24 protein-coding genes are annotated in these 23,892 nt (G+C 39.7%); 3 read left to right on the top strand and 21 right to left on the bottom strand.

Annotated features, from left to right (window positions below; all coding sequences use genetic code 11):
• Positions 1-47: 47 nt before the first annotated feature.
• The 12 genes from ccpA to SJY16_RS05685 all read right to left on the bottom strand — a co-directional run bounded on the left by ccpA (position 48) and on the right by SJY16_RS05685 (position 13,267).
• Entirely contained in the window at positions 48-1,052 is a 1,005-nt protein-coding gene (ccpA, locus tag SJY16_RS05740) for a catabolite control protein A (RefSeq protein ID WP_377888142.1), read from the bottom strand.
• Positions 1,053-1,353: 301 nt separating this feature from the next.
• Positions 1,354-2,454 carry a bifunctional 3-deoxy-7-phosphoheptulonate synthase/chorismate mutase gene (locus SJY16_RS05735; RefSeq protein ID WP_377888141.1) on the bottom strand — a complete coding sequence of 367 codons (1,101 nt, stop codon included), beginning with the start codon at positions 2,452-2,454 and terminating at the stop codon, positions 1,354-1,356.
• Between the two features lie 154 nt (positions 2,455-2,608).
• The gene (ytxJ, locus tag SJY16_RS05730) at positions 2,609-2,938 is read right to left on the bottom strand and encodes a bacillithiol system redox-active protein YtxJ (RefSeq protein WP_377888140.1); all 330 of its coding nucleotides are present in this window, start codon (positions 2,936-2,938) and stop codon (positions 2,609-2,611) included.
• A 93-nt stretch (positions 2,939-3,031) separates the two neighbouring features.
• The gene (locus SJY16_RS05725; protein WP_377888139.1) at positions 3,032-3,475 is read right to left on the bottom strand and encodes a YtxH domain-containing protein; all 444 of its coding nucleotides are present in this window, start codon (positions 3,473-3,475) and stop codon (positions 3,032-3,034) included.
• Positions 3,476-3,487: 12 nt separating this feature from the next.
• The gene (locus tag SJY16_RS05720; RefSeq protein ID WP_377888138.1) at positions 3,488-3,931 is read right to left on the bottom strand and encodes a DUF948 domain-containing protein; all 444 of its coding nucleotides are present in this window, start codon (positions 3,929-3,931) and stop codon (positions 3,488-3,490) included.
• A 246-nt stretch (positions 3,932-4,177) separates the two neighbouring features.
• A complete protein-coding gene (gene murC / locus SJY16_RS05715; protein WP_377888137.1) occupies positions 4,178-5,482 on the bottom strand; it encodes a UDP-N-acetylmuramate--L-alanine ligase in 1,305 nt (434 codons plus the stop codon).
• Positions 5,483-5,658: 176 nt separating this feature from the next.
• On the bottom strand, positions 5,659-6,756 hold the full coding sequence (locus SJY16_RS05710; protein WP_377888136.1) for a nicotinate phosphoribosyltransferase: 1,098 nt from the start codon (positions 6,754-6,756) through the stop codon (positions 5,659-5,661).
• A gap of 147 nt (positions 6,757-6,903) precedes the next feature.
• Positions 6,904-9,711 carry a DNA translocase FtsK gene (locus SJY16_RS05705; RefSeq protein ID WP_377888135.1) on the bottom strand — a complete coding sequence of 936 codons (2,808 nt, stop codon included), beginning with the start codon at positions 9,709-9,711 and terminating at the stop codon, positions 6,904-6,906.
• A gap of 189 nt (positions 9,712-9,900) precedes the next feature.
• Positions 9,901-10,509 (bottom strand): YtpR family tRNA-binding protein, encoded by a 609-nt coding sequence (gene ytpR / locus SJY16_RS05700; RefSeq protein WP_377888134.1) that lies wholly within the window; start codon positions 10,507-10,509, stop codon positions 9,901-9,903.
• A gap of 20 nt (positions 10,510-10,529) precedes the next feature.
• Complete coding sequence (locus SJY16_RS05695) at positions 10,530-11,333, bottom strand: DUF1444 domain-containing protein (protein ID WP_377888133.1); 804 nt, start codon at positions 11,331-11,333, stop codon at positions 10,530-10,532.
• Between the two features lie 587 nt (positions 11,334-11,920).
• Positions 11,921-12,235 carry a thioredoxin family protein gene (locus tag SJY16_RS05690; protein ID WP_377888132.1) on the bottom strand — a complete coding sequence of 105 codons (315 nt, stop codon included), beginning with the start codon at positions 12,233-12,235 and terminating at the stop codon, positions 11,921-11,923.
• Positions 12,236-12,253: 18 nt separating this feature from the next.
• Positions 12,254-13,267, bottom strand: coding sequence for a PTS sugar transporter subunit IIC (locus SJY16_RS05685; RefSeq protein WP_377888131.1), 1,014 nt, complete (start codon positions 13,265-13,267; stop codon positions 12,254-12,256).
• Between the two features lie 155 nt (positions 13,268-13,422).
• Between SJY16_RS05685 and SJY16_RS05680 the strand changes: the two genes are divergently transcribed.
• Entirely contained in the window at positions 13,423-13,869 is a 447-nt protein-coding gene (locus SJY16_RS05680; protein WP_377888130.1) for a YtoQ family protein, read from the top strand.
• On the opposite strand, the gene SJY16_RS05675 is transcribed toward SJY16_RS05680, so the two are convergent.
• Positions 13,866-14,369 (bottom strand): DUF84 family protein, encoded by a 504-nt coding sequence (locus tag SJY16_RS05675; protein WP_377888129.1) that lies wholly within the window; start codon positions 14,367-14,369, stop codon positions 13,866-13,868. The two genes, SJY16_RS05680 and SJY16_RS05675, sit on opposite strands and share 4 nt — an antisense overlap.
• A 60-nt stretch (positions 14,370-14,429) precedes the next feature.
• Positions 14,430-15,503 (bottom strand): M42 family metallopeptidase, encoded by a 1,074-nt coding sequence (locus tag SJY16_RS05670; RefSeq protein WP_377888128.1) that lies wholly within the window; start codon positions 15,501-15,503, stop codon positions 14,430-14,432.
• A 166-nt stretch (positions 15,504-15,669) separates the two neighbouring features.
• Here SJY16_RS05670 and SJY16_RS05665 point away from each other — a divergent pair, with 166 nt between their 5' ends.
• Entirely contained in the window at positions 15,670-15,984 is a 315-nt protein-coding gene (locus SJY16_RS05665; RefSeq protein WP_377888127.1) for a hypothetical protein, read from the top strand.
• A 47-nt stretch (positions 15,985-16,031) separates the two neighbouring features.
• On the opposite strand, the gene SJY16_RS05660 is transcribed toward SJY16_RS05665, so the two are convergent.
• The 7 genes from SJY16_RS05660 to trmB all read right to left on the bottom strand — a co-directional run bounded on the left by SJY16_RS05660 (position 16,032) and on the right by trmB (position 23,251).
• On the bottom strand, positions 16,032-16,574 hold the full coding sequence (locus SJY16_RS05660; RefSeq protein WP_377888126.1) for a hypothetical protein: 543 nt from the start codon (positions 16,572-16,574) through the stop codon (positions 16,032-16,034).
• Between the two features lie 176 nt (positions 16,575-16,750).
• The gene (gene proC / locus SJY16_RS05655) at positions 16,751-17,605 is read right to left on the bottom strand and encodes a pyrroline-5-carboxylate reductase (RefSeq protein WP_377888125.1); all 855 of its coding nucleotides are present in this window, start codon (positions 17,603-17,605) and stop codon (positions 16,751-16,753) included.
• Between the two features lie 311 nt (positions 17,606-17,916).
• A complete protein-coding gene (locus tag SJY16_RS05650; RefSeq protein ID WP_377888124.1) occupies positions 17,917-19,818 on the bottom strand; it encodes a PTS fructose transporter subunit IIABC in 1,902 nt (633 codons plus the stop codon).
• A 19-nt stretch (positions 19,819-19,837) separates the two neighbouring features.
• Positions 19,838-20,746 carry a 1-phosphofructokinase gene (pfkB, locus tag SJY16_RS05645; protein WP_377888123.1) on the bottom strand — a complete coding sequence of 303 codons (909 nt, stop codon included), beginning with the start codon at positions 20,744-20,746 and terminating at the stop codon, positions 19,838-19,840.
• Positions 20,743-21,495: a DeoR/GlpR family DNA-binding transcription regulator gene (locus SJY16_RS05640; RefSeq protein ID WP_377888122.1), complete on the bottom strand. Its 753-nt coding sequence runs from the start codon at positions 21,493-21,495 to the stop codon at positions 20,743-20,745. Before SJY16_RS05640 ends, pfkB begins: the two co-directional genes overlap by 4 nt.
• Positions 21,496-21,668: 173 nt before the next feature.
• Positions 21,669-22,511 (bottom strand): YtnP family quorum-quenching lactonase, encoded by an 843-nt coding sequence (locus SJY16_RS05635; protein ID WP_377888120.1) that lies wholly within the window; start codon positions 22,509-22,511, stop codon positions 21,669-21,671.
• A 101-nt stretch (positions 22,512-22,612) separates the two neighbouring features.
• Positions 22,613-23,251: a tRNA (guanosine(46)-N7)-methyltransferase TrmB gene (gene trmB, locus SJY16_RS05630; protein ID WP_377888119.1), complete on the bottom strand. Its 639-nt coding sequence runs from the start codon at positions 23,249-23,251 to the stop codon at positions 22,613-22,615.
• Positions 23,252-23,398: 147 nt separating this feature from the next.
• On the opposite strand from trmB, the gene cydS reads away from it, so the two are divergent.
• The gene (gene cydS / locus SJY16_RS05625; RefSeq protein WP_377888118.1) at positions 23,399-23,494 is read left to right on the top strand and encodes a cytochrome bd oxidase small subunit CydS family protein; all 96 of its coding nucleotides are present in this window, start codon (positions 23,399-23,401) and stop codon (positions 23,492-23,494) included.
• Positions 23,495-23,892 lie beyond the last annotated feature (398 nt).

The raw sequence follows: 23,892 nt of genomic DNA, 5'->3' as shown, positions 1-23,892 counted from the left end.
AAGGAACCTGGAATCTACCAGGTCCCTTTTTCATATTGATATGGTTATTACTTGTTGTTTGTAGAGTCTCTATGTTGAATGCGATGAGGCAATACAACAGTTTGTTCTTCAACTGTTTCTTTGTTCATGAACTTCGTTAGAAGTCGCATAGCCACTGCTCCAATATCATACATAGGTTGTACTACTGTTGACATCGTTGGTCTAACCATTGTAGCAAGTCTTGTATTATCAAATCCAACAACTTCAAGATCCTCTGGTACTTTGTAGCCATTATCCTGTGCACCATGAATAATTCCAAGAGCCATTTCATCTGTGCCACCAAAGATTGCAGTAGGCATGTTATCTTTTTCGATAAATCCAGCCATAGCTTCAATACCGGAATCATAAGTGTAATCACCTATAGCTACCATGTCTTCATTCACTTTTAAGCCTGCATCCTCTAACGCTCTGCGATATCCTAGAAACTTCTCTTCACCATTGATAGGATCCTCTAAAGGACCACTAACAAGACCTATATTCTTATGGCCTTTTTCGATGAATTCTGTAACTAGCTCATATGCAGCTTGTTGATAATCGATATTTACAGAAGGAATTTCTTCTGTTTTCTCTAGCGTAGCAGCTAATACGATCGGTACCGGTGAGCGTTTGAATTCTTCAACGTGCTCTTCAGTAATTTGGCCACCCATAAAAACAATTCCATCTACTTGTTTACCAAGCATTGTGTTCAATAGGTGGATTTCCTTTTCTTTGTTCTGATCTGAGTTGCTTAGAATGATATTGTAATTATACATAGTCGCAATATCCTCAATACCTCTAGCAAGCTCTGCAAAGAAAATACTGGATATATCAGGGATGATTACGCCCACTGTAGTCGTTTTCTTACTCGCAAGACCACGTGCTACTGCGTTTGGACGATAACCCAACCGTTCAATTGCCTCGTGGACCTTTTTTCTTGTAGCAGGCTTAACATTAGGGTTTCCGTTTACTACCCTCGAAACTGTTGCCATTGATACTCCTGCTTCTTTTGCTACATCATAAATCGTTGTATTCACGATAATCCTCCTTCATGCTCTTTCGGACTTTGATTTAGTTAATGATACGATACTATTCTTCTGACTGCAAATATTATTCTTCCGCAATCAAGTAAGTCTCCTACCTATAAGTTTCGGTATTATTCTATCACCCTATACGGTATATGCGTATGTATTTTATTTCACAAGAAAGTAACTGTATTAAAGATAGCACATTTATACCTTTTTTGCTTTAATATGACGAAATTTTCACAAGGAATATAGAAATCCCTTAAAACGAAAAAAAGACTGCCGAAAGTAGATTTCGACAGTCTGAATTCATTTATAACGAAGTAGGTGCAGCTTTCCCAGGATTAAAAAGTCCGCTTAATTTTAAGTCATCTACGAATTTCTCGTATTGAGGTATATCAAGCTGTTGCGCCGCATCCGAAAGCGCTACTGCAGGGTCAGGGTGAACCTCTACCATAATTCCATCTGCTCCAATAGCAAGTCCTGCCTTAGCTGCTGGCAATAGTAGATCTCTTCGACCTGTTGAATGAGTAACATCTACAAATACCGGTAAGTGAGTTTCTTGCTTTAAGATTGGTACTGCAGTAATGTCAAGTGTGTTTCGAGTAGCCTTTTCGTATGTTCGAATACCACGCTCACATAGCATTACTTGAGTATTTCCTTTTGAAACAATATATTCAGCGGCGTTGATAAACTCCTGAATCGTTGCTGAAAGTCCTCTCTTAAGAAGAACAGGCTTATCAACAGAACCGGCAGCTTTTAATAGTTCAAAGTTCTGCATGTTTCTTGCACCGATTTGAATAACATCAACGTACTTCTCAGCAATCTTGATGTCCGCTGGATTAACGATCTCACTTACAACAGCAAGGTCGTATTCATCCGCAACCTTTTTCAAGATCTTAAGTCCTTCTTCACCAAGACCTTGGAAATCATAAGGTGAAGTCCGAGGTTTAAATGCACCACCTCGAAGCATTTTGAATCCTTGCTTCTTAACAGCTTTCGCAACTTCAGCTACTTGTTCATAGCTTTCAACTGCACAAGGTCCTGAAATCAATACTTGACCACCTGCACCAATTTTTTCACCTTTGATGTCGATCACTGTATTGTCTGGCTGACGCTTACGTGAAACCAATAGAGCTTTTCGATGGTCATCTTCTTGTAGTTCAAGACTCGCTTTGAAAATCTCTTTAAAGATATGCTGCAGAGTGGACGTTTCAAACGGCCCGTCATTCTTCTCTGCTAGCAGATCAAGCATCTTGCGCTCACGCACGGGGTCAAAACGATTAATCCCCTGAGATTTCTTAATTCTGCCTATTTCCTGTGCTACTTCTGCACGCTCGTTAATTAAATCGAGCAACTGCAAGTTAATCTCGTCTAGTTTTTCTCTCAACTCGTCTATCTGAATGTTAGCCATAATTTGTTCCACTCCCTATCTATTTAAGTGATTAGGGATATTATATACGAAGAAAAATAAAATGTCACTACTTTTAGTTTAATTCTTAGACGCTTTTAAGCATTAAATCATGTCAGTGAATTAAAAACGGCTCCATAGAGCCGTTTTGCCTACATTAATTTTTTTTCAGTGCATCAGTCAAAGATGAGTATGTAATTCGCCAGTGCGAATCATTCCAAACAACATGATCCCGATCGATGAGCAAGGCCTGTGGCGATTGGTGTTTAACGCCGTAAGTTTCAGCTATATCATTCGATAGTGGTCTAGCTTCCTGGACATTTAAATAATAGACCTCGTGATCATGGTCTTCAGCAAATTTCTCAAATTCCTCAAATGCCTGTGCGCTGACCGGACATGTAGTACTATTTTTAAATAAAAGAAGTCGGTTAGTCTTTTCCTTCACTTTTGAAAAATCATCAAGAGTTGCAAGTTTATTAATTCCCATACCGTCATCATCCTTTCTTTATTCCATAAACCCATTATAGATGAAAAGAAGTCATACAAAAAGGAGAAGCGTTTATAGCTTCTCCTTCTAAAATTAATCTTGCTGATATTGGTGTCTTGTTGGGTTTTCGCTAGTAGCCGGCTCGTCATCAACAAAATGATCATTTAAATCACGCTGAAAGCTCTCAACATCTTCATCTGCCTGAGCACGAACGTCAGGATCTTCAGAATTAGCTTTACGTTCTTTGATCTTTGAAACAATATTGTTTGACTGATCAGATACTTGCTTATAAATCGTGTTTGATCTTTCTTTTGCACGGTTTGCTATGTCTGTTCCTCTCTCAACAGCCGTATCGCGGAACTGAGATGTTCTCTCTTTAACTACTCCAGCTTGCTGATTTAGATCATTTCTAAGTTCTTTACCTGATTTTGGAGCAGACAGTAGAGCTGCTGCTGCACCAACGATACCACCGATTAATGATCCAATGATGAAATCCTTTGTGTTAATGTTATTGTTATTATTGTTGTCGTTTGACATGTTATCAGCCTCCTAAGATTTTGAATCGATATATTGATCTGTTGCCTTTTTCTTTACTTGCCACTTTTGCCAAATTTGCATTGCAGCGTTACCCCATTGGACAACCTTGGTTACTTGTTCTGATTGGCGCTCAGCTTCATCAGTTACTTTCGATGAAATGTTCTTCAGTGAACTGTTCATCTTACCAAGTGACGTTCCAACCTCTCTCACTTGTACAAACACAGTATCCAGAGCTTCTGATTTCCCCTGAATATCTTCTGCAAGAAGGTTAGTCTTATGTAACAATGCTGTTGTTTCTGTAGTAAGACCATTCATCTGTTTCTCAAGACTATCAAGAGTTTTTGCTGTGTTACTAAGCGTGTCTTTTAAGGATTTCAAAGTTTGCGCGACAAAATATACTAGTACTGCAAATGCTATAGCTATTATAGCTACACTCAAATAAAGAATAATCTCCATCTCCTGGCACCTCCTTTTCTAACTGTGTTCCCTTGAATTGTCTCTCATAAACACTAGTTTGTCACTTCACATAAAGAAGTAAAATGAGTCAACCTTACTACTATTATTCGTTAGAGTATCCATTATTCCTTTTTTACAAACTTTCTTTTCAAAGAAGAAATTGGATATTTTGTATCTTTATAGATTAAATAGCTTTCGAACCATCCGTCCTAAATTAAAAAGAAAAGGCACTTTGCCTTTTCTTTTTTATAACGACGCTTTCTCTGATTCATAAGCAGCCTGATATTTTTGAATATCTCCTGCTCCCATGAATAGTAATACGCCTCTATCATGATCATTCAGTTTCTGGATCGACTCTTCCGTAATAAGATGAGAGTTCGGAACTTTTTCCATTAATTGATCGATCGTTAGCTGTCCTGATTCTTCTCTAGCTGATCCAAATATATCACAAAGATAGACAACGTCTGCTTCTTTTAAGCTATCAGCAAAATCATCTAAAAACGTCTTTGTTCTTGTGAAGGTATGAGGTTGGAATATGGCAACCACTTCACGATCTGGATACTTTTGTTGAGCAGATTCAATCGTTGCTTTTATCTCTGTTGGATGATGTGCATAATCATCGATAAGCACCTGATCATCAACTGCTTTCTCTGTGAATCTACGCTTCACACCTTTGAAGTTTTGAAGTTGCTTTTGCACAGCTTCACCTGGAAGGTTCTCATAATGACATAAAGCCACTACTGAAAGAGCGTTAAGAACATTGTGCTTTCCATAGGTAGGAATTTGGAACGTTCTATAGTAATCGTCTCGAACATGAACATCAAATGTAGTACCATTTTCATCTACTTTTACATTTGTTGCCTGAAAATCGTTCTGCTCATCGAAGCCATAGAACACCACTGGAACTTTGGTTTGAATCTGCTGCAAGTATGCGTCATCTCCAAAAGCAATGATTCCTTTTTTAACAAGCATAGCCATCTCTTGAAACGCTGAAAAAACATCTTCGACATCTGAAAAATAATCAGGATGATCAAAATCGATGTTTGTCATGATCGCATAATCAGGTTGATAAGATAAGAAATGACGACGATATTCACATGCTTCAAATACGAAATACTGGCTGTCTTTTACCCCTTTACCAGTTCCATCTCCAATCAAGAAGGAAGTTGGCTCTGCTTCACCAATGACATGGGCAAGCAATCCAGTCGTTGATGTTTTGCCATGTGATCCTGTAACAGCAATACTAGTGAACTTTTGAATAAAGTCACCAAGGAATTTATGATAACGATAGACAGGAAGGTTCATCTCTCGAGCGCGAACTAACTCTTCATGTTCATCATCAAACGCATTGCCGGCGATTATTATCATGTTCTCATCAATATTTTCTTCTGAGAACGGAAGAATGGTAATACCTTTTTGCTCAAGGGCTTCCTGGGTAAAAAAGCGTTTCTCTACATCTGAACCCTGAACACTGTATCCCATGTCGTTCAAGATTTGCGCAAGAGCGCTCATTCCGGAGCCCTTAATGCCAACAAAGTGATATATAGTCATTTCAGAACCTCCACACTTTCATTTCTACACCGAATATCTTCTTTATTATATGATTTCATTACATTCATGCTCCCTATTTCTGTACAATACTGCATTATAGCATAAATAGGAAGTATGCTCCAATATCAACAAGGTTCTCTCTGGCTAAAAAAGACAGGTTCTCTTCCCTGTCTTTTTTACTCTACGAGTTCTAGTCTTGGATTAGGGCGGTATTTTCGACCTGCTTTAGCTTCAGGCTCATCGTCGATAATAACATTATCTCCAGTAAAGCCAATGTTTACTTTAAGTAAACTACTACCCACGCCATAAATATCAACAGGCACGTTTTGACCTTCGAATTCTCGAATTCTTTCCTCTGTAAACCCACCGCTAACAACAATTTTGACATGGTCGTAACCTTCTTGGTTAAGAGCATCTCTTAATGCAAATATTAGTTCGGCATTTACTCCTCTTGGATCAAAGGTTCCTAGCACGTCTGGGTTTCGCCAGAAATATTGATCAACCATTGTTCTAGACGTATCAACTCGAACACCTTTTAACGTATCACCAAACTCTCTTGCTACACTAAGAGAATCAGTAATAACATCGTTATTATAATCAACTAAGGCGATCAAATCATCTTCAGGATATTTAGAGTGGTACGCTTTTGATGCTTCAACAACGTCTCCTTTAAACAATTGTATCAGCGCATGAGGCATTGTTCCCATGCCTCTTTTTCCCCACCATTCATTCATGGCATGCGTTGCTTGGGCAGTAGAACCACCAATGTAAGATGCATAACCGTCTCCGGCTTGCTGAGTATAGTGATCATCACGGTCACCCATAAAAATAACGGGTTTTTGAATACCAGAAGATCTTGCCGCTTTAACAACATGATATACATTCGTAGCTACTGAGGTTCTTCTGCCAAGTATTCCGTCAATAATCCCTTCTAGAAAACCAAAATTCTGATATGGGCCTTTAATTTTCAATACCGTTTCGAATGGTGAAATCTTATCTCCATCTTTTAAAGAGTGGATTTCAAGGGAATTAGGATCTTTGGCAAATGTTTTAATCAAGGCGATCGCCTCATCTGAACCACATAAGACCGCATCATTCTTTTGAAAAAACTGCATCGTCACTAGATTATCAGGTTTATACTCTTCGACAATCTCACACGTTTTCAGGAAGTAGACTGCTGAAAACCAGCCTTCTTTGACTCTTTCGTCAAATTTAAACGTGCGATTTGTTAAGCGTTTTATTTCACCTTGCATTTTCAGTTCTATTTCTTTCATTCTGGGGCTCCTTCAAGTAGTTTCGTCATTCGAATGTGAGCTCTATATTTACTAGTATTCTTTATTAAGAGGGTAAAAAAACATAATTTTTACACACTCTATATCATATAGAACAACCCTGGATAAAACAAGTAGAAAAGATATGCACTATACGCGCATATCTTTGAGGAACGTCTCTTCGAAATCAGCCTTACTCATGAGAATGCTTCTTGGCTTACTTCCCATTGCTTCAGAGACTAGCCCTCTCTCTTCCATCATTTCAATCAATCTTGCCGCTCTATTAAATCCGATTCGAAAGCGTCTCTGTAGAGATGAAGATGATGCTTGTCCTTGATCGATTGCCCACATACAAGCTTCTTCAAATAAGTCATCTTCTTGTTCATTGTATTGTTGCTTCTTAGCAAGATCCTCTTTGGCAATTAGATAGTTTGGCTTTCTCTGTTTTCTTACATACGATGTTACACGTTCGATTTCTTCATCTGAAACAAAATTCCCTTGTAGTCGAACTGGTTTAGAGGAGCCATTTTCGAGACACAGCATATCTCCTTTTCCAAGTAGCTTTTCTGCACCACCCGTGTCAAGAATCGTTCTTGAATCAATTTGAGAAGATACTGAGAAAGCAATACGAGTTGGAATATTGGCCTTTATGAGACCAGTAATAACATCAACAGAAGGGCGCTGTGTTGCTACCAATAAATGTATACCGCATGCTCTTGCTTTTTGAGCTATTCTGCAAATCGCATCCTCTACATCCTGTGGAGATACCATCATAAGGTCAGCCAACTCATCGATGACAACAACGATATAAGGTAACTTGTGCTGAGGTTCCCCATGTTCAATCGCTCTGTCATTATACCTCTTGATATCTCTAACACCAGCAGCTGCAAACTTTTCATATCGTTCTTCCATTTCGTCCACTGCCCACTTCAATGCTGTAGTGGCTTCTTTAACATCATTAATAACAGGAGTCACAAGATGTGGTAAACCATTGTATGGCGCTAATTCAACCATCTTCGGATCAATTAAGAGCATCTTCACATCCGCTGGGTTCGAATTTAATAATAAGCTCACAAGAATAGAGTTAATACACACACTTTTCCCTGAACCAGTAGCACCTGCAATTAAACCGTGAGGCATTTTATGAATATCTGTAACTTTTGCGTTTCCTCCGATATCAAATCCTAACGCCGCGTTCAATACAGCGTCTTTAGCTTGAAAAACTCCACTTCGAACGATTTCACGTATGAAAACGGGGCGACTACTTGGGTTTGGAACTTCAATTCCTATAGCGTTCCGCCCTGGGATCGGAGCTTCCATCCGAATATCTCTAGCAGCTAGACTCAACTTGATATCATCACTTAGGTTTGTGATTTTATTTACTTTAACACCAGGACTAGGCTGCACTTCAAAACGTGTCACGGTCGGCCCCATTGTAGCTCCAATAACAGTTGCTTGTACATTAAAGTTCTTTAAGGTGGATTCGAGCAGTTCACGTTGCTCCTCGAGCCACTGTTCATCGTTGCCTTCGTCACGTGGCGGAATATCTAATAGTGAAATAGGCGGTAGCTTGTATTCACCGTTCGAGACTGGTTTTTTCACAAGATGTTTACGGTCGCTCGCAAGCATCATTACATTGTATGGAACTTGAGGCTTAGGGCGTCCCTCTTCTCTCTTTTGGTCCACTTTATTTTCTTCTTTCTTTGCAGGACGTTCGATTTCTTGTTGCTCTTCAGATTCAAGCATTTTCTCTTCAAGCTCATTAGCCTCATGCTGAACTTCCTCAGAAGAAGGCTCTTCAGATTTAAATGGTTCAGTGGTTATCTCTTCCTCTATGAATGAAGAGACATCAACATTTACTTCCTGTTCTCTTTCTGGCTCTTCCTCTGGTTTTTCTTCTACTTCTGTCTCTAATTCAATTGGAAGATCTTCCGCTTCAAAAGTTTGAACCGTTCGATTGTCGTTATCTGTTTCACTAACCTCATCGCCGCTAGGTTCCACACGTAATTCTTCAAGTTGCGAAAGCTCTTCCCCTTGTGACTGTTCCTCAATCCTAGCTTCTTCATCCACAGCCTTAATTGAAACGCTCTCTTCTTCTATTTCTTTTTCATGGCCGAAGTTCTCTTGGTGACGATGGACTTCAGGTTGATCAGTTGTAGCACTTAATTCTTCCTGTTCACTTGAGTTCTCTTCAGTAGCTGTGATTGAAGAGACGTCACTCTTAGTGATAGGTTCACTCGCTTCTCCCAATTCTTCAACTTCATGCGCTTCACGTTCGAATACAGGAGGTTCCTGGCTAGTTAGAGAGCCTTTTTCTTCATGCTTTTCATTAAGCTCGGAAGAATAATGATAATTGATTTCAAGTTCCTCAGCGCTATAATCAGTCGGATTGTGTATGAGTTGATCAATAACTTTATGTTCATTCAAAGGGGTATATTTATTGCTGTTTTCAGTTTCTTGAATTGCTTTTTCAACTTTTTCAGCTACCGGGCGCTTACTGAATCCGTAGATTGGCGATGGGATATCAGTAGGCTTAAAGTTAACACCGCTAAACTTTTTGGGTGGTTCTTTCTGTGATTCAGTAGTGTTTTTTGATACGCTCGTTTTAGAAATCGTTTGCTTTTTTGATGGATCCTTTTTATTTTTTGAAGGGCGGTTTTCTGAATTAGTAGGATTAGTATGATTACTATTCTTACTTTCAACTTTTCTACCGCTTTTATAAGACTCATCAGGAATTAAAGGAAAACGAAAATTACCATCACGAGGGTATTGGTGAACAATTCTCGCTTCATTTTTTCGGTTGCCGCTTTCAATTCTACCAATTGAGTTTCTTCGATCTAATTTCTGATATTCTTTAGGAGCTTGTGCTTTTCTCTCCTCAGTAGGTTCGTCCAATTCTTTTTCTTCGTTTACATCAAATAATTTATTCATTGCTTTTTTAAACCAATTATTAGCCAATTAAAATCACCTTTTCTAGTTAAGCCTTTTCGCTTTTGTTATTCTATTTTATCGGAAATTCCCCTGTCATTGTAAGGCTCTTTCTAAAATCTTTCGTTAATTTAGGTGCTTCTTAGTCTAAATTAGTAAAATCGGTTCAATATCCCCATACAAAAAACACCAAAAAGAAAAAACCTACTAGAGAATCTCCTAGTAGGTCTTAAATTCCGATCCAATTTCATGATTTTCCGAAAGAACCAAAATACCTTTTTCTTTTGGTGCATCCGGAAGATCAAGTTCTTTCGCTGAACAAATCATTCCTGAAGAATCGATGCCACGAAGATTCGCATCTTTAATAATCATCCCAGACGGCATCACTGCTCCCACCTTAGCCACTACAACCTTCTGGCCTTGATCAACGTTCGGAGCACCACATACAATTTGCAAACGCTCTTCTCCAACATTAACTTGACAAATGTTAAGTTTGTCAGCATTAGGATGCTTTTCCATTTCTTCAACAAGACCAACTACAAATTTCGGAGATGCATCGTAAACAAGTTCATCTTCAAATCCATTTTCTTTTAGCAAGTTGTTTACTGCAGAAACAAGTTCTTCGCTCTCTTCCACCACACCAGCAGTGTTAATTGTATAAGTACGAGACATATCAAAAATGTTGTATCCTATTGTTTGGTTTGTTTCTTTACTGAAAACACGCGCAACGCTTCCTTTTCTTTCAACAGAGCGATCTTCACGATCAGTGCTCCCTAGCGTTACAATCAGTGTGTCTCCGATACCTTCATTGTTATAAAACAAGTTCATATTCCGCGTTCTCCTTTAGGTTATTGATCTTCTTTAGGTTTATTTTTAGCAAGGATAAAGACTGGTTCTAACCTGCCATCTTCATAAATGAAAGGTAGTCCTGTTACAGGCACAAGTCCATTTGAGAAAAAGTGCATCGTTAGCTGTGCAAGGGCATCATAGCCGCGCTCATTTTCAATATCAGCAAAGATCAAAACATCCTGATGTGGAATGGCTACAGCTAATTCACCTTTCGCTTTTGAAGACATATGCTCCAATAAAGAATGGTTTAGCACACGACTTGCGTCATAGCCATCATTTGTATTTATAAAGTAAAAGGTACAGCCTGCAACTGAATCAGTTTTCATATCAGTCGATAGACTACGCACGTTAAACTTCGAAACTTCTTGAAGCGTTTCTTTCGTCATCCCTTCTTTTTCAAGCCAATCCTGGTCGATCAAACGATAGGATTTGCCAAGATCAAGAGCATAGTAAATTCTCGTTTCTGCTGTGTGTTCATCATATACGAGAGATACACCCGCTTCAGTTTCTGAAGGGAATGAAGCAGATCTGATAACAGGGAAAATGTTACTTTCACTTCCACTCAATTGCTGATTGTCATTCATTGCTTTCAACGTTTCTTCTACATGATGAACAATTTCGTCCAGGAGGGTCTCTTTGCGTTCATCATATTTTGCAGCTAGCCCATTCAATGAAAGACTCATACCTTTTCCTGAAGTCTTCGTTTCGATTCGTAGTTTTTCATCTTCTTGGTTATATGTAAGTTCACGGTCATCATGTTGTAGTCGCGTTTCGAGCAATTTTCGTAAATCTTTCGGTTCCATTATTTCACCACCCTGCAAATTCAATAAGAGTTGTCACTTTATGATACCACGAAAGTTCTATAGACAAAAACAAAGCTATGATTAACATAGCTCCAGGTTGTCGAGGAAGTATTAAGGACCATTCGCCACGGATATGGTAGTGATTTCCGCTTCAGGATGCTCGCTTTCCGCGGGGCGGGCGGTGAGTCTCCTCGTCGCTTTCAAAACGCTCCTGTGGGGTCTCACCTGTCCCGCACGTCCCGCAGGAGTCGAGCATCCTTCCGCTCCAATCAACATTGATATGTGGTTTTGAAAACAAGACAAAAGCAAATTAAATTACTTCTAGAGAAATAAAACAGAGAACAACTTAAATAATAATCATTCGGAAAGTTTGCTTTGATTGATTACAACCTAGTAGGAGTGAAGACCACTTGACTCCCGTGGAAAACGGGCGTTCGAGACTCGGAGTGGACGGCTTTTTGTCCGCGAGGAGGCTCGGGCGTTCGTCCACAGGAATCTTGTGGTATTCAAACTCCTACGGCATAGGGAACACAATAATCAGGTTTTTCTACAAACTGAAGCTATGATTAACATAGCTCTGTTCTTCCTTATTTAACACTAGATAGAAATTCCTCGATCTCGTCACGAGTTTTTCGTTGCTTGCTCACAAAACGTCCTGTTTCTTCGCCTTCGTTAAATGCAACAAAGCTAGGAATTCCAAAAACGTTTAATTCCTGACACAGTTCGATATGTTCATCTCGATCTACATAGTAAAAAGTTAATTCACTATGATCTTGTTCGAGCTCTGGAAGAAATGGCTCGATTACTCTGCAATCAGGACACCAGTCAGCAGAAAATAAGAAAACTGATTTTCCTTCTTTCATAGCTTTTACATACTCTTCATGTTTTTCGAATGTCTTCATTTCTTTATCCTCCTATAATCACTCAGTCGATATTGTCATATCTCCGAACTTAATTAATTCTTTTTTCCTCATTAACTCGGATATTATCAAACTAATCAAAGCTGGTCCAATAATATGCAAAAGAAGGATTGCACCCCAGATGTCATAACTCGCTCCCATTACATTGATGGTCATGATTTGGCCAACAAACCCACTCGTCCCCATACCTGCTCCTGGAGGGTTATTGAGCATGCCAATCCAGCCACTTCCCACAGGTGCTAGAATCGCGCCCGCTAAAGTTGGAGGAAGTAGTATCCATGGATTCTTTACAATATTAGCTACTTGAAGCATAGACGTTCCTATACCCTGAGCAATAAAACCTCCAAAGCCATTTTCCCTATAGCTACTAACACCGAATCCAATCATCTGTGCAGCACAACCGATTGTGGCTGCACCAGCTGCGATTCCTTCTAAGCCTAGCATGATGGCGATTGCAGCACTAGAAATCGGGGCTGTAAGCGCTAATCCCATCAAAACCGCTACGATAATTCCCATGATTACCGGACGTTGTTCAGTAGCCCACATAATTAGTGAACCGAAATTTTGCATGAATGTATTTATGCCAGGACCAGCCAAAGCTGCTGTTCCAAATCCAGCAAAAATGGTGACCATAGGCGTTATGATAATATCAAGCTTTGTTGATTTCGATACAAGTTTACCAAACTCGGCAGCAATTATTGCAGAAACATAACTGCCAGCTGGACCTCCAAGTTCTGCACCAGCTGCCCCAGCTAATAACGAGGCAAATAAGACAAGCGGGGGTGCTCCTAACCCATAAGCAACAGCCACTCCAATAGCAGGACCCATCAGACTCATTGCTAATTCTCCTATAGGTATAAGAAAGGAGGCCCAAGCAACTTGTTCTCCAATCGTTTTTAATATTAATCCAATAATAAGTGAAGAAAACAAACCAAGAGCCATGTAACTAAGCGCAGTAACGAAATAGATTCGTGGCGAAAGTGAGACACCTTTTCTTTCCAATAATCTCTTCATTTCTTTCTCCCTCCAATAATCTTCAATCATTAGTATACACAATTTCGTAAGGATAACGCTGGTGAAATCGAATCGTTTCTTAATTCAAATAATTGGGAACAAACAAGGTGATTATGCTACAATAACAGCGTTACTAACTAGAGGAGGCGTTACAAATGGAACTTACGGTATACTTAGCAGGACAAATACACGATGACTGGCGCGATGAGTTGAAAGTGAAATCAAAGAAAATGGACCTCCCCATTTCTTTTGTAGGACCAATGGAAAACCATGATCGCTCAGATAATATTGGAGAAGAAATTAAAGGTGAACAACCGAATGCCATTTTCAAAGACGAAGCAGCCTCAGAAATTAATAACTTTCGAACACAGGTACTGCTCGGTAAATCTGATGTGGTAATCGCATTATTTGGTGAAAAATATAAGCAATGGAATAGCGCAATGGATGCAGCAACAGCTGTTGCACTTCAAAAGCCTCTTATTCTTATCAGACCCGAATCACTACACCATCCCCTTAAAGAACTGGCTAATAAAGCACAGGTTGTTGTAGAAACTCCTGAACAAGCTCTTCAGGCATTATCCTATCTATTTGAAACTGATTAATTCCGATAAAAATTATATTGTCCAAAAAGCAACGTTACAATATGCTCATACATGGCAGTCCTTGAGATGGCGCCCTTCGTGACTATTCCGATGGCGCCTTCTTTTTGATTCACATTTTCTCGGCTAGCAAAATCGGACATTACCGGGCCTAGTTCTTCTCCTTTCATTAACCTCCGCTTGATTTCCTCGGGTAAAGGAAAGCGAGCTCCACCCGCAACAACTTCGTTTCCATCACGGTCAACAAGTACACCCCAATTACAGACGAATAGATCTTGACCAATCTGGTGCACACCGCCTTCTAAACCTATTCCAATATCGGCCTCACCTTTTTCTAAAGCTGCAAAGGCTCGTTGCTTTGCACCTAATATCGTCTCTTTATCACCCCAGGGTTGTTCTGAAACGCCAGAGGGGACCTTATATCCTAATACTTCATATGTAGTTAAGGATTGAACGGAATCTACCTTTACTGGATTCATAGAACCTACAGCAACTTTCTTCATCAAACATCCTCCTTATCGTAATTACTACGAATGAAAAAGGAGCCCATCGGCTCCTTTTCTTCATACTCTACTTTTAATCTGATCAACTGCATTTTGATCTGTAGTTCTTACCAACTTGAATAGTAATTCTTTTGCAGCGGCATAATCATCAACATGAATGATTGATGAAGACGTATGAATATATCTTGAGCAAATACCAACGACCGCTGAAGGTACACCATTATTCGATAAGTGAACTCTACCTGCATCTGTTCCACCTTGAGAAATGAAATATTGATAAGGTATGTCGTTACTTTCAGCAGTATCGAGAACAAAATCTCGTAGCCCTTGATGAGTTACCATTGAACGGTCGTATATACGAAGCAGTGCTCCTTTTCCAAGTTGACCAAATTCACTTTTATCGCCGGTCATATCATTCGCCGGACTTGCATCTAATGCATAGAACAAGTCTGGAGCAATGAGATTCGCTGCTGTTTGTGCTCCTCGAAGCCCTACTTCTTCTTGTACTGTAGCACCAGAATAAAGTTCATTCGGTAACTCTTCATGCTGCATTTCCTTTAAAAGTTCAATGGCTAGTCCAACTCCATAACGATTGTCCCATGCTTTCGCCATAATTTTCTTGTTATTAGCCATTGGAGTAAATGGACAAACCGGAACAATTTGTTGACCTGGGCGGACTCCGATTCTTTCAGCATCTTCCTTATTATCAGCACCGATATCGATTAACATATCTTTCACTGCCATTGGCTTTTGACGCTTCGCTTCGTCTAAAAGGTGTGGAGGGATCGAGCCAATAACACCTGGAATTGGTCCATCTGTAGTCATTACCTGTACGCGCTGAGCAAGTAAGACTTGACTCCACCATCCACCAAGAGTTTGAAAACGCAACATGCCATTCTCAGTAATAGAAGTCACCATAAATCCAACTTCATCCATGTGCCCAGCAACCATAATTTTCGGTCCCTTTTTCTCACTACGTTTCACACCAAACACACTACCAAGGTTATCTTGAATCACTTCATCTGTGTATTTGTTAATTTCACCTTTCACAAACTTCCTTATATCATGCTCAAATCCTGGAGCTCCTTGGAGCTCAGTTAACGTTTTGAATAGGGAAAGCGTTTCTTTATTCATATATGTATCTCCTCTCTGCGATATGTACCTCTTTCATTGTATCGAATTCCATATTGTGTTGCTAGTCGTTTGAATTTTCAGCTTAAGTAGTTGGTACATGTATCATCTTCAGATATACTGAAAGAGGAAACATATTAGACGTGAACAGAAAGGAGAATGAAAAATAATGAAAATGAGAGATGTGCTACTTGGCGCACTTATCGGAGCAGGGGCTGCTATGGTAGCTACCTCCATGACAACATGCAAAAAATCAGCTATTCCGCCTGAAAAGGCTCTAAAATCTGTTAAAGAAGCGGTTAAAAACTCATATGCTGTCAAAGGATCTTGGATTCACATGAAAACTGATTCGATCAATAAGTTCGATGTACCTTTCACAGTATATTCTGGTGGGTTAACCTGCGAAAAAGAAGGAAGACTAGAGCAGATGGATTTCATGGTTGATGCAAACACAGGTACAATCGTAGAACTTCAAAAACAATAAAATTAAGCCCTCTACTAATTTAGTAGAGGGCTTAACTTTATTTCGTCTTAAAATGTTGTGTTCGTATCGTATACATTGTTCTGTAATTTAAATCCAAGAGTTGAATACCAGCCTTTAATGAATACTAGAACAATAAGGAGTGGGATTATGATCATAAGAGCGTGAAGGAACAAGACAACTCCCATATGCAAATGAGAACCCGTTTCTTCAGCATGACCATCTTTAAATTCTTTCGCTTGGTCTAAATCAAGTACCTTTGAATCAGGAATGACAGCGTTAGCCTCTGTATCGTAGAAAAGCACCTCTGTGTGATCTTCAAAAAAGATATTATCACGAACAGTTTGGTATTCTACAAGCACCATCGTTACCTGACTAAATTCCTTATCTGCTGAACTACTTACTTCAAAGCTATCTGATTCTTCAATAGATAAAGACCCTTTGTGATAGTCATAATGTTCTTCACCAAGATAACTAGTGAGACCCTTCTCTACCTTATCGCTGACATTTGCTTCAGCATGAACAGCTGTACCTGCAAACGGAAATGCGACTAAAAGAGCTAAAATAAGAGCAAAAATCCCTTTTTTCATCATTATTTCCTCCTTCCAACTACAAATCATCCAATTATTATCATATCATATTTTGTCTATTATTCTACTAACATTTTTTAGAAATGAACATACTGTAACATCTCCCAAAAATAACCACAACAAATAGAAGAAATCTGTTTCTCACAAAAAAAGAACCGGAAAATCCGGTCCTCTTTAGGTTATTGCATAACTGGTTTTTTCTCATCTTCTTCATCAAATTGGCTGCTAATTTCTTTTGAACGTACTGCAGCGTTTCGAACAGCTTCTAGAAATGCATCTCCTCCACCATTCTCATACAATGCTTCAAGTCCTGCTTGTGTTGTACCGTTTGGTGAAGTGACTTTCTTTCTAAGTTCAGAAGGAGAGTTCTCCGACTGTTCTGCCATCATTCCAGCACCTAGTACGGTTTGAACAGCCATCTTTCGTGCCGTTTCTTCCTCTAGTCCACCTTCAATAGCGGCTTTTTCTAGGCTTTCGATCACATAATAGATATATGCTGGTCCACTCCCTGCAACTCCAGTAAATACATCCATTTGTTCCTCTTTAATGACAACTGTATCTCCAATTGAGCGGATAAGAGCTCTTGCCATTGTAATTTGCTCTTCATCCACATATTCTCCTGCAGCAAGTGCAGAAATTGATTTTCCAATCATGCTAGAAGTATTAGGCATCACACGAATAACTGGTTGCTCGCCTTCTAAGCTTTCTTCGATAAAGGCCGATGGAACACCAGCTAAAACAGACAATAGTAACTGTTCATTTGTAATATATTCTTCAATTCCCTTAAGTGCTTTTTCAATATCTTTAGGTTTCATAGCCAAAATTACAACATCCGCTTCACGTACAGCGAATTCTATACTTTGCGTCGCTAGAACTCCGTGATTTTCCATAAGTTCCTGACGTCTTTCTTCATTGCTTCTATTCGTCATAATAATTCGTTCAGGTTCAATTGTACCCGATTCGATCATTCCTGCTGCCATTGCTTCTGCCATTGAACCCGCTCCGATAAACGTTACGGTTTTATTCTGTAGCATGATTTCCTCCTTTGAATTTCCGACAAATCATCTGACATTTCGTCTACGGTCATTTATACTAACACTGCTTCTTATACGCTTCAACCGTTATAAGGGAATTAAAAAGCATTTGTACAAGATAGTTAGTGAAAACGCTATCATTCACACCTGGGACGCATTTGCATGAACGAGATGCGCTTATATGCAGTCTCATCGCTTCTCACACGACCTCATCCCAACTCATTTTATTACAAAAACTGGATAAAAGCGGCTGCTAACAAAGAAAAGCTGTCGAGATTTATTTTCTCGACAGCTTAAGAAGCTTCTCATTATTATGATACCTGTGGTTTAGATTTTTTCAGGATACCTACCATCAGTGCGGTAACGATCGTACCAATCACAATGGCAAGAATATAAAGAAGAATATGCTGAACAGAAATATTGTTTACAGACCACATAACGAATGCGCCTCCGTGGGGAGCTGGCAACGCAATGTTAAAGAGCATCGTTAACGCCCCTGCAACTGATGACCCTACAATAATAGAAGGAATTACGCGTCCTGGATCAGCTGCGGCGAATGGAATAGCACCCTCGGTAATAAACGATGCACCCATTACATAAGCAACTTTCCCTGCTTCTCTTTCTGTTTTGTTAAAACGCTTTTTAAAGATTGTTGTTGCTAGTGCCAATCCTAATGGAGGTGTCATACCCCCCGCCATGATTGCAGCGTGATAAGTGAGGTTTCCTGCATCGATCATCGCGATTCCAAAAGTAAATGCTGCTTTGTTAATTGGTCCCCCCATGTCTACAGCCATCATCCCACCAAGGATTAAGCCTAGAAGTAACTTGTTCGTCGTGCCAAGACCACCTAACCAGCTTTCTAACCCAGTGTTCATTGCTTGTACCGGTTCAATGACAACATACATCATAATCATGCCTGTGATAAAGATACCAAAAAGCGGATATAACAGAACAGGTTTGATCCCTTCCAAAGATTGTGGAAGACCCGAAAATAGTTTTTTTAGTAAAAGTACAGCATAACCTGCAAGGAAACCAGCGATTAGCCCTCCAAGAAAGCCCGCTCCGTTAGTCGATGCCATCAAACCACCTACTAGACCAGGAGCTAGACCAGGTCGATCTGCAATACTCATTGCAATGAAACCTGCTAGTACTGGGATCATAAGGGCAAACGCGTTACCTCCACCAATCGTACTTAATGCAGCAGCAAACGCATTGTAACTTGGATCCTCAGGATCTGCAGCATTGATTCCGAATATAAACGATAGCGCGATTAAGATACCACCACCAACAACAAGAGGTAACATGTTCGATACACCGTTCATCAAGTGTTTATAAAATACTGGTTGTTTTCCTTTTTTCTCTTGCTTCTTCTCGTTGACTTCATCTTCAAATGAACGGGAGCTATTATATACTTCAGCCTCACCATTAGCTGAACGTTTTAGAAGTTCTTCAGGTTTTCTTATTGCCTCTGCAACAGGTACTTCGATAACCTTCTTGCCTTTAAAACGTTCCATTTCAACTTTTGTATCAGCCGCAACGATAATCCCATCCGCTTCTTTAATATCTTGGTCGGTTAACTTGTTTTTCACGCCTCCTGAACCATTGGTTTCAACTTTTAGTGAATAACCCAGCTCAGCAGCTTTAGATTTTAATGCATCAGCAGCCATATAAGTATGTGCGATACCCGTTGGACAAGCTGTAACCGCTAATAATCTTGTATTATGAGCTGGATCTTCAGCAACTTCATCCTCTTCCTGCTCTTCCTCTTTGGAATCAAAAGCGCTCAAGATTTCATCAGTAGATTTTGCGTTGATTAGAACGCTTCGAAATTCATTATCCATAAGAAACGATGAAAGTCTTGAAAGAGCCTCAAGATGAGTTTGATTTGCGCCTTCAGTAGCCGCAATCATAAAGAATAAATGAGCAGGTTGACCATCTAAAGATTCATAATTGATTCCTTCATCAGAGCGACCAAATACGATAGCAGGTCTTTTCACAGCGGAAGTTTTCGCATGAGGAATCGCAATTCCTTCTCCAATACCAGTCGTGCTTTCTTTTTCGCGCTTATGGATGGCTTCTTTAAATCCCTTTACATCATTTAAATTCCCCGCACGATCAAGCTTCTCAGTCAGCTCCTCGATAACCTCATCTTTCGATTTCGATGCAAGATTAAGAATCATCGTTTCTTTTGTTAATAGCTCTGTTATCTTCATCCCAATACTCTCCCCTTTCTTATATGGAACTTACAATTATTTGTGTCTTCAATGTTTCAATATCTTCTTTAGAGCAAAAGTCATTTGAAAAAGCACTCGCGCTACCAGCAGCGATACCTGTGTGGAATGCATCCTTTAAATTTCTTGTACTCAGATATGTGCTAAGAAACCCAGCGACTACAGAATCACCTGCTCCTACAGAGTTTCTGACTTTCCCCTTAGGAGCATTTCCTACAAAATCACCTTGTGATGACAAGAAGACAGCGCCTTTCTCAGCGAGTGAAATGATGACATTCTGTGCACCAAATTCCCGAAGCTGTCTACCGTATGAAATCGCCTCTTCAATTGAAGTAATCTGGACTCCAAAGAATTCGCCGAGCTCATGATGATTCGGTTTGACTAAGAATGGTTTTGAATCAACGACTTCTTTTAAAGCAGCTCCTTTTGTATCAACAATTGTCTCGACACCTTGAGGAAGTGATTCAATAATTCTTGAATAAATAGAAGAAGGTATGCTCGACGGTACGCTTCCAGCTAATACAACGATGTCACCAGATTTCAGTTCAGAAAGTTGTCCATACAACGTCGCAAGAGACGACTCATCAATATTCGGGGAAAGTCCATTTATTTCTGTTTCCACATCTGCTTTCAACTTTATGTTGATTCTCGTATCCCCTTCCACTTTAATAAAACGAGGAGATAAGCCTTCTTCTGTCAGTGCTGTCTCGATAAACTCTCCAGTAAAACCTCCAACAAATCCTAGGGCTCTTGATTCGTATCCCAACTTATGGAGAACCCTAGATACATTGACCCCTTTTCCTCCTGCGAATTTCTTGTCTTGATCGACAATGTTAACTTGACCTGCCTCAAAATTAGCTAAGCCTACTATATAATCAACTGACGGATTTAATGTCACGGTATAAATCATAACTTCACCACTTCTATTGTTGTTTGTTCACTGATTTTAGTTAAATTCGGTTCAGTGAAATGACTAGTAATAATCGTACATTCGTGCAGATCGGCTACTTTACTAAAAGCAGTCTCTCCAATTTTTGTATGGTCTGCTATTACATAAGACTCTCTTGATAATTCAATCGCAGTTTTCTTTATAATAGCTTCCTCAGGATCAGCAGTTGTGTAACCGAAAGATTCGTGTATACCGTTGATCCCGATAAAGCTTTTATCAAAACGGTAAGTCGCAATACTTTCAAGTGCTTTCCCACCGATCATTGCACCTGTATTAGCTTTGAGTTTACCCCCTATCAAATAGGTGGTGATTCCTTTAGAAAGAAGTGTATCCACTACTTGATAGCCATTTGTAACTGCTATAAGGTTCTTGCTTGTAAGGTGTTCTGCTAACTTTTGAGTAGTAGTACCAGCATCAAGAAAGATGCAGTCTCCCTCTTCAACGAGTCCTGCTGCATGTCTTGCAATACTCGTTTTTTCGATTAAGTTCTGCGAGGACTTTTCGTTAAGGGAAGGCTCAGTCCATTTTGTTCTATATTGAGTTGCACCTCCGTGGACTCGCTTTAGCTTCTCCGATTCCTCAAGCTGAACAAGATCGCGCCGAATTGTAGAGATCGATGCTCCCGTTACTTCGCTTAGTTCGTGAACAGTGGCATTACCTTGCTCTTTTAAAACTTGTAATATGATGAAATGGCGTTCCGCTGTTAGCACATGTTCACCTTCTCTCTGATCTTTTCTATAAACTCATTATATTGTAAGCACTTTCAAAAATCAATCATTTTCATTCAAATAAATTCATAAACAACCAAAAAAGTTCAGTAAGTGTTCAGCATAGTTGTTTCAAACTAAAAAAAAGACTGCATAAGCTGCAGCCCATTTCCTTATTACTTTTCTCTTTTAACTTCATCTACAATCTCATAAGCCTCATTCCACTTAAGCGCACGGTAACTTGCATCGTGATAAAAGATAAACCACGCCTTGTCATGAACTGCTTCCTTGATCCACTTTTCCTTCGCATAGATCGATGTCATTGGATAATCATCATAAGCCAGTACCCAAAGTGGATTAGCATGTGCATGTGTTGGCATCAAATCTGCCATATGAATCAGTATTTGTCCGTCTTCAACCATCGTAATGATTGAATGACCATCGCTGTGCCCCCCTGTATGATGCATCTTTAAGCCAGGCAACACTTCCAAAGCTTCTTGAAACGTTCGGACTTGATTCTCAACAGCTTCCCAATTCTCTTTCCAATATGTATTCTTGGAACGAATATTCGGGTTTTTCATTTCATTCCATTCAACCTCTGATGTGTAGATGGTCGCATTCGGAAAGACGGATTTATACCCTTCACCTTCAGGCTCTGTAAGTCCGCACGCATGATCGAAGTGCAGATGCGTCATCAAAATAATATCAATGTCTTCCACCGACAGCGAAAGCTCAGCTAAACAGCTTTTAACTTCGGATTCTTCATTAACACCATAATTTCTTTTCTGCTTATCTGACAGTTTCCCAGACCCTATACCTGATTCAATTAGAATATTCTTTCCTTGCCATTGCACTAAGAGTGGATCGGTTCTGAGCTCGATCTGGTTTCGCTCATTAACCGGATATTTTTTGCTCCAAAGTGGTCTTGGTACAACGCCAAACATTGCGCCCCCGTCCATGTGAGTAACTCCACCTCTTAACCACCTAATCGTTAATGATCCCAACTGAAACTTTTCCATGACGCTCTCCTTTCACCTACATGTTATTGATTTATTTTCTCACTAACAGTAAGCGCTTTCAAACGAAAATTAAAAAAAGAACCGATTTCTATGCGGTTCTTCTATCGAAACTGAGCAACACAACGGTAAATCCTGCTGCCCTTTGATGAGAATTTCTCTTCATATTCAGTCATGACATTCTTTTCAAAGTCGCTATTATGCAAATCCAGACTCACTTCATGAAGCACCATTCCATATTTTGAAAAGCTGTGAAGTGCATACTCAAAGAGTCCCTGGTTATCCGTCTTGAAATGAACCTCACACTTTGGTTTCATAACAGTCTTGTATAAATCTAAGAATAACCGGTACATTAAGCGCCTTTTTTCATGTCTGTTTTTTGGCCAAGGATCAGAAAAATTCAAATAAATTCGATTCAATTCATTTTCATTGAATAGTTCGGTTAAATCCTGAGCATTCTCATTTAGTAGACGGACATTTGTGATGTTTTCCTCAATTAGCTTTTCTAAAGCGGAAACCATTACACTTGCCGATAATTCAATACCAATAAAATTTATATCAGGATTCTGCTTTGCCATTCCAATGATAAACTGCCCTTTACCTGTTCCAACTTCCAAATGGATTGGGTTATTGTTTCCAAATACCTCGCACCATTTGCCTTTCCTCTCAGTAGGAGTGGATGGTACTAGCTCAGGGTTTTCAGCAAACATATCCTCTGCCCAAGGTTTATTACGTTGACGCATACTTTCACTTCCTTAATTCCCTATCGCATTTCACACATTCGACATTTTACCATGAAATTGTGGGAATAGGAAGGTCTCAAAAAGGTAATTACACGCTATCTATGTTATCTTGTACTAAAGATATTGATAAGCAGGAGGAGTTGTATCATGGAACACTTTCTAATTATGTGGGCACCCTGGATCGTTATCACCTTATCTGTCCTTGCACTATTCGGATGGGGAGCAAAAGGAGATACAAAGTAACACACGGACAGAATCGGTTCGTGTTGCTTCCTTGAAAGTGGGAGTTGATTTCCGCTCCAATCTACGTAGTTTAGATGAGTTTTTCTTGTCTAGTTAGATTGATGGACGGAGTATTTCGTTTGTGTGGACCACGATCTAGTAGGAGTGAATACCGCTTTACTCCCGCGGAAGAACGCGCGACCGAGACCCCAGAGTGAACCTTTTTTTCCCGAGTAGGCTTGGACGTTCGTCCGCAGGAAAGCAAGCGGTATTCAAATTCCTACGTTATTGGGAGCGCAAAAGTAACGTTTCTCTACAAGCTGTCACGGACAATACTGGTCCGTGTTTTTTATTTTCTTACATAATAAGGCGTGGTTATTGTAATCCTACTAATTAGAATTAATTTAGGAGGAATGAAC

Source organism: Alkalihalobacillus sp. R86527 (genome assembly GCF_042466185.1).
GTDB lineage: Bacteria > Bacillota > Bacilli > Bacillales > Guptibacillaceae > Guptibacillus.
Note: the sequence above shows the minus strand (reverse complement) of the source record. Positions and strands in the feature narration are given on the sequence as shown.

Bases quoted from the DNA above. Each gene is read 5' to 3' on its own strand.
- SJY16_RS05735 (WP_377888141.1), bottom strand. From the start codon at position 2,454: ATGGCTAACATTCAGATAGACGAGTTGAGAGAAAAACTAGACGAGATT.
- ytxJ (WP_377888140.1), bottom strand. From the start codon at position 2,938: ATGGGAATTAATAAACTTGCAACTCTTGATGATTTTTCAAAAGTGAAG.
- SJY16_RS05725 (WP_377888139.1), bottom strand. From the start codon at position 3,475: ATGTCAAACGACAACAATAATAACAATAACATTAACACAAAGGATTTC.
- SJY16_RS05720 (WP_377888138.1), bottom strand. From the start codon at position 3,931: ATGGAGATTATTCTTTATTTGAGTGTAGCTATAATAGCTATAGCATTT.
- murC (WP_377888137.1), bottom strand. From the start codon at position 5,482: ATGACTATATATCACTTTGTTGGCATTAAGGGCTCCGGAATGAGCGCT.
- SJY16_RS05710 (WP_377888136.1), bottom strand. From the start codon at position 6,756: ATGAAAGAAATAGAACTGAAAATGCAAGGTGAAATAAAACGCTTAACA.
- ytpR (WP_377888134.1), bottom strand. From the start codon at position 10,509: ATGAACTTGTTTTATAACAATGAAGGTATCGGAGACACACTGATTGTA.
- SJY16_RS05695 (WP_377888133.1), bottom strand. From the start codon at position 11,333: ATGGAACCGAAAGATTTACGAAAATTGCTCGAAACGCGACTACAACAT.
- SJY16_RS05690 (WP_377888132.1), bottom strand. From the start codon at position 12,235: ATGAAGACATTCGAAAAACATGAAGAGTATGTAAAAGCTATGAAAGAA.
- SJY16_RS05685 (WP_377888131.1), bottom strand. From the start codon at position 13,267: ATGAAGAGATTATTGGAAAGAAAAGGTGTCTCACTTTCGCCACGAATC.
- SJY16_RS05680 (WP_377888130.1), top strand. From the start codon at position 13,423: ATGGAACTTACGGTATACTTAGCAGGACAAATACACGATGACTGGCGC.
- SJY16_RS05675 (WP_377888129.1), bottom strand. From the start codon at position 14,369: ATGAAGAAAGTTGCTGTAGGTTCTATGAATCCAGTAAAGGTAGATTCC.
- SJY16_RS05670 (WP_377888128.1), bottom strand. From the start codon at position 15,503: ATGAATAAAGAAACGCTTTCCCTATTCAAAACGTTAACTGAGCTCCAA.
- SJY16_RS05665 (WP_377888127.1), top strand. From the start codon at position 15,670: ATGAAAATGAGAGATGTGCTACTTGGCGCACTTATCGGAGCAGGGGCT.
- SJY16_RS05660 (WP_377888126.1), bottom strand. From the start codon at position 16,574: ATGATGAAAAAAGGGATTTTTGCTCTTATTTTAGCTCTTTTAGTCGCA.
- proC (WP_377888125.1), bottom strand. From the start codon at position 17,605: ATGCTACAGAATAAAACCGTAACGTTTATCGGAGCGGGTTCAATGGCA.
- SJY16_RS05650 (WP_377888124.1), bottom strand. From the start codon at position 19,818: ATGAAGATAACAGAGCTATTAACAAAAGAAACGATGATTCTTAATCTT.
- pfkB (WP_377888123.1), bottom strand. From the start codon at position 20,746: ATGATTTATACCGTGACATTAAATCCGTCAGTTGATTATATAGTAGGC.
- SJY16_RS05635 (WP_377888120.1), bottom strand. From the start codon at position 22,511: ATGGAAAAGTTTCAGTTGGGATCATTAACGATTAGGTGGTTAAGAGGT.
- trmB (WP_377888119.1), bottom strand. From the start codon at position 23,251: ATGCGTCAACGTAATAAACCTTGGGCAGAGGATATGTTTGCTGAAAAC.
- cydS (WP_377888118.1), top strand. From the start codon at position 23,399: ATGGAACACTTTCTAATTATGTGGGCACCCTGGATCGTTATCACCTTA.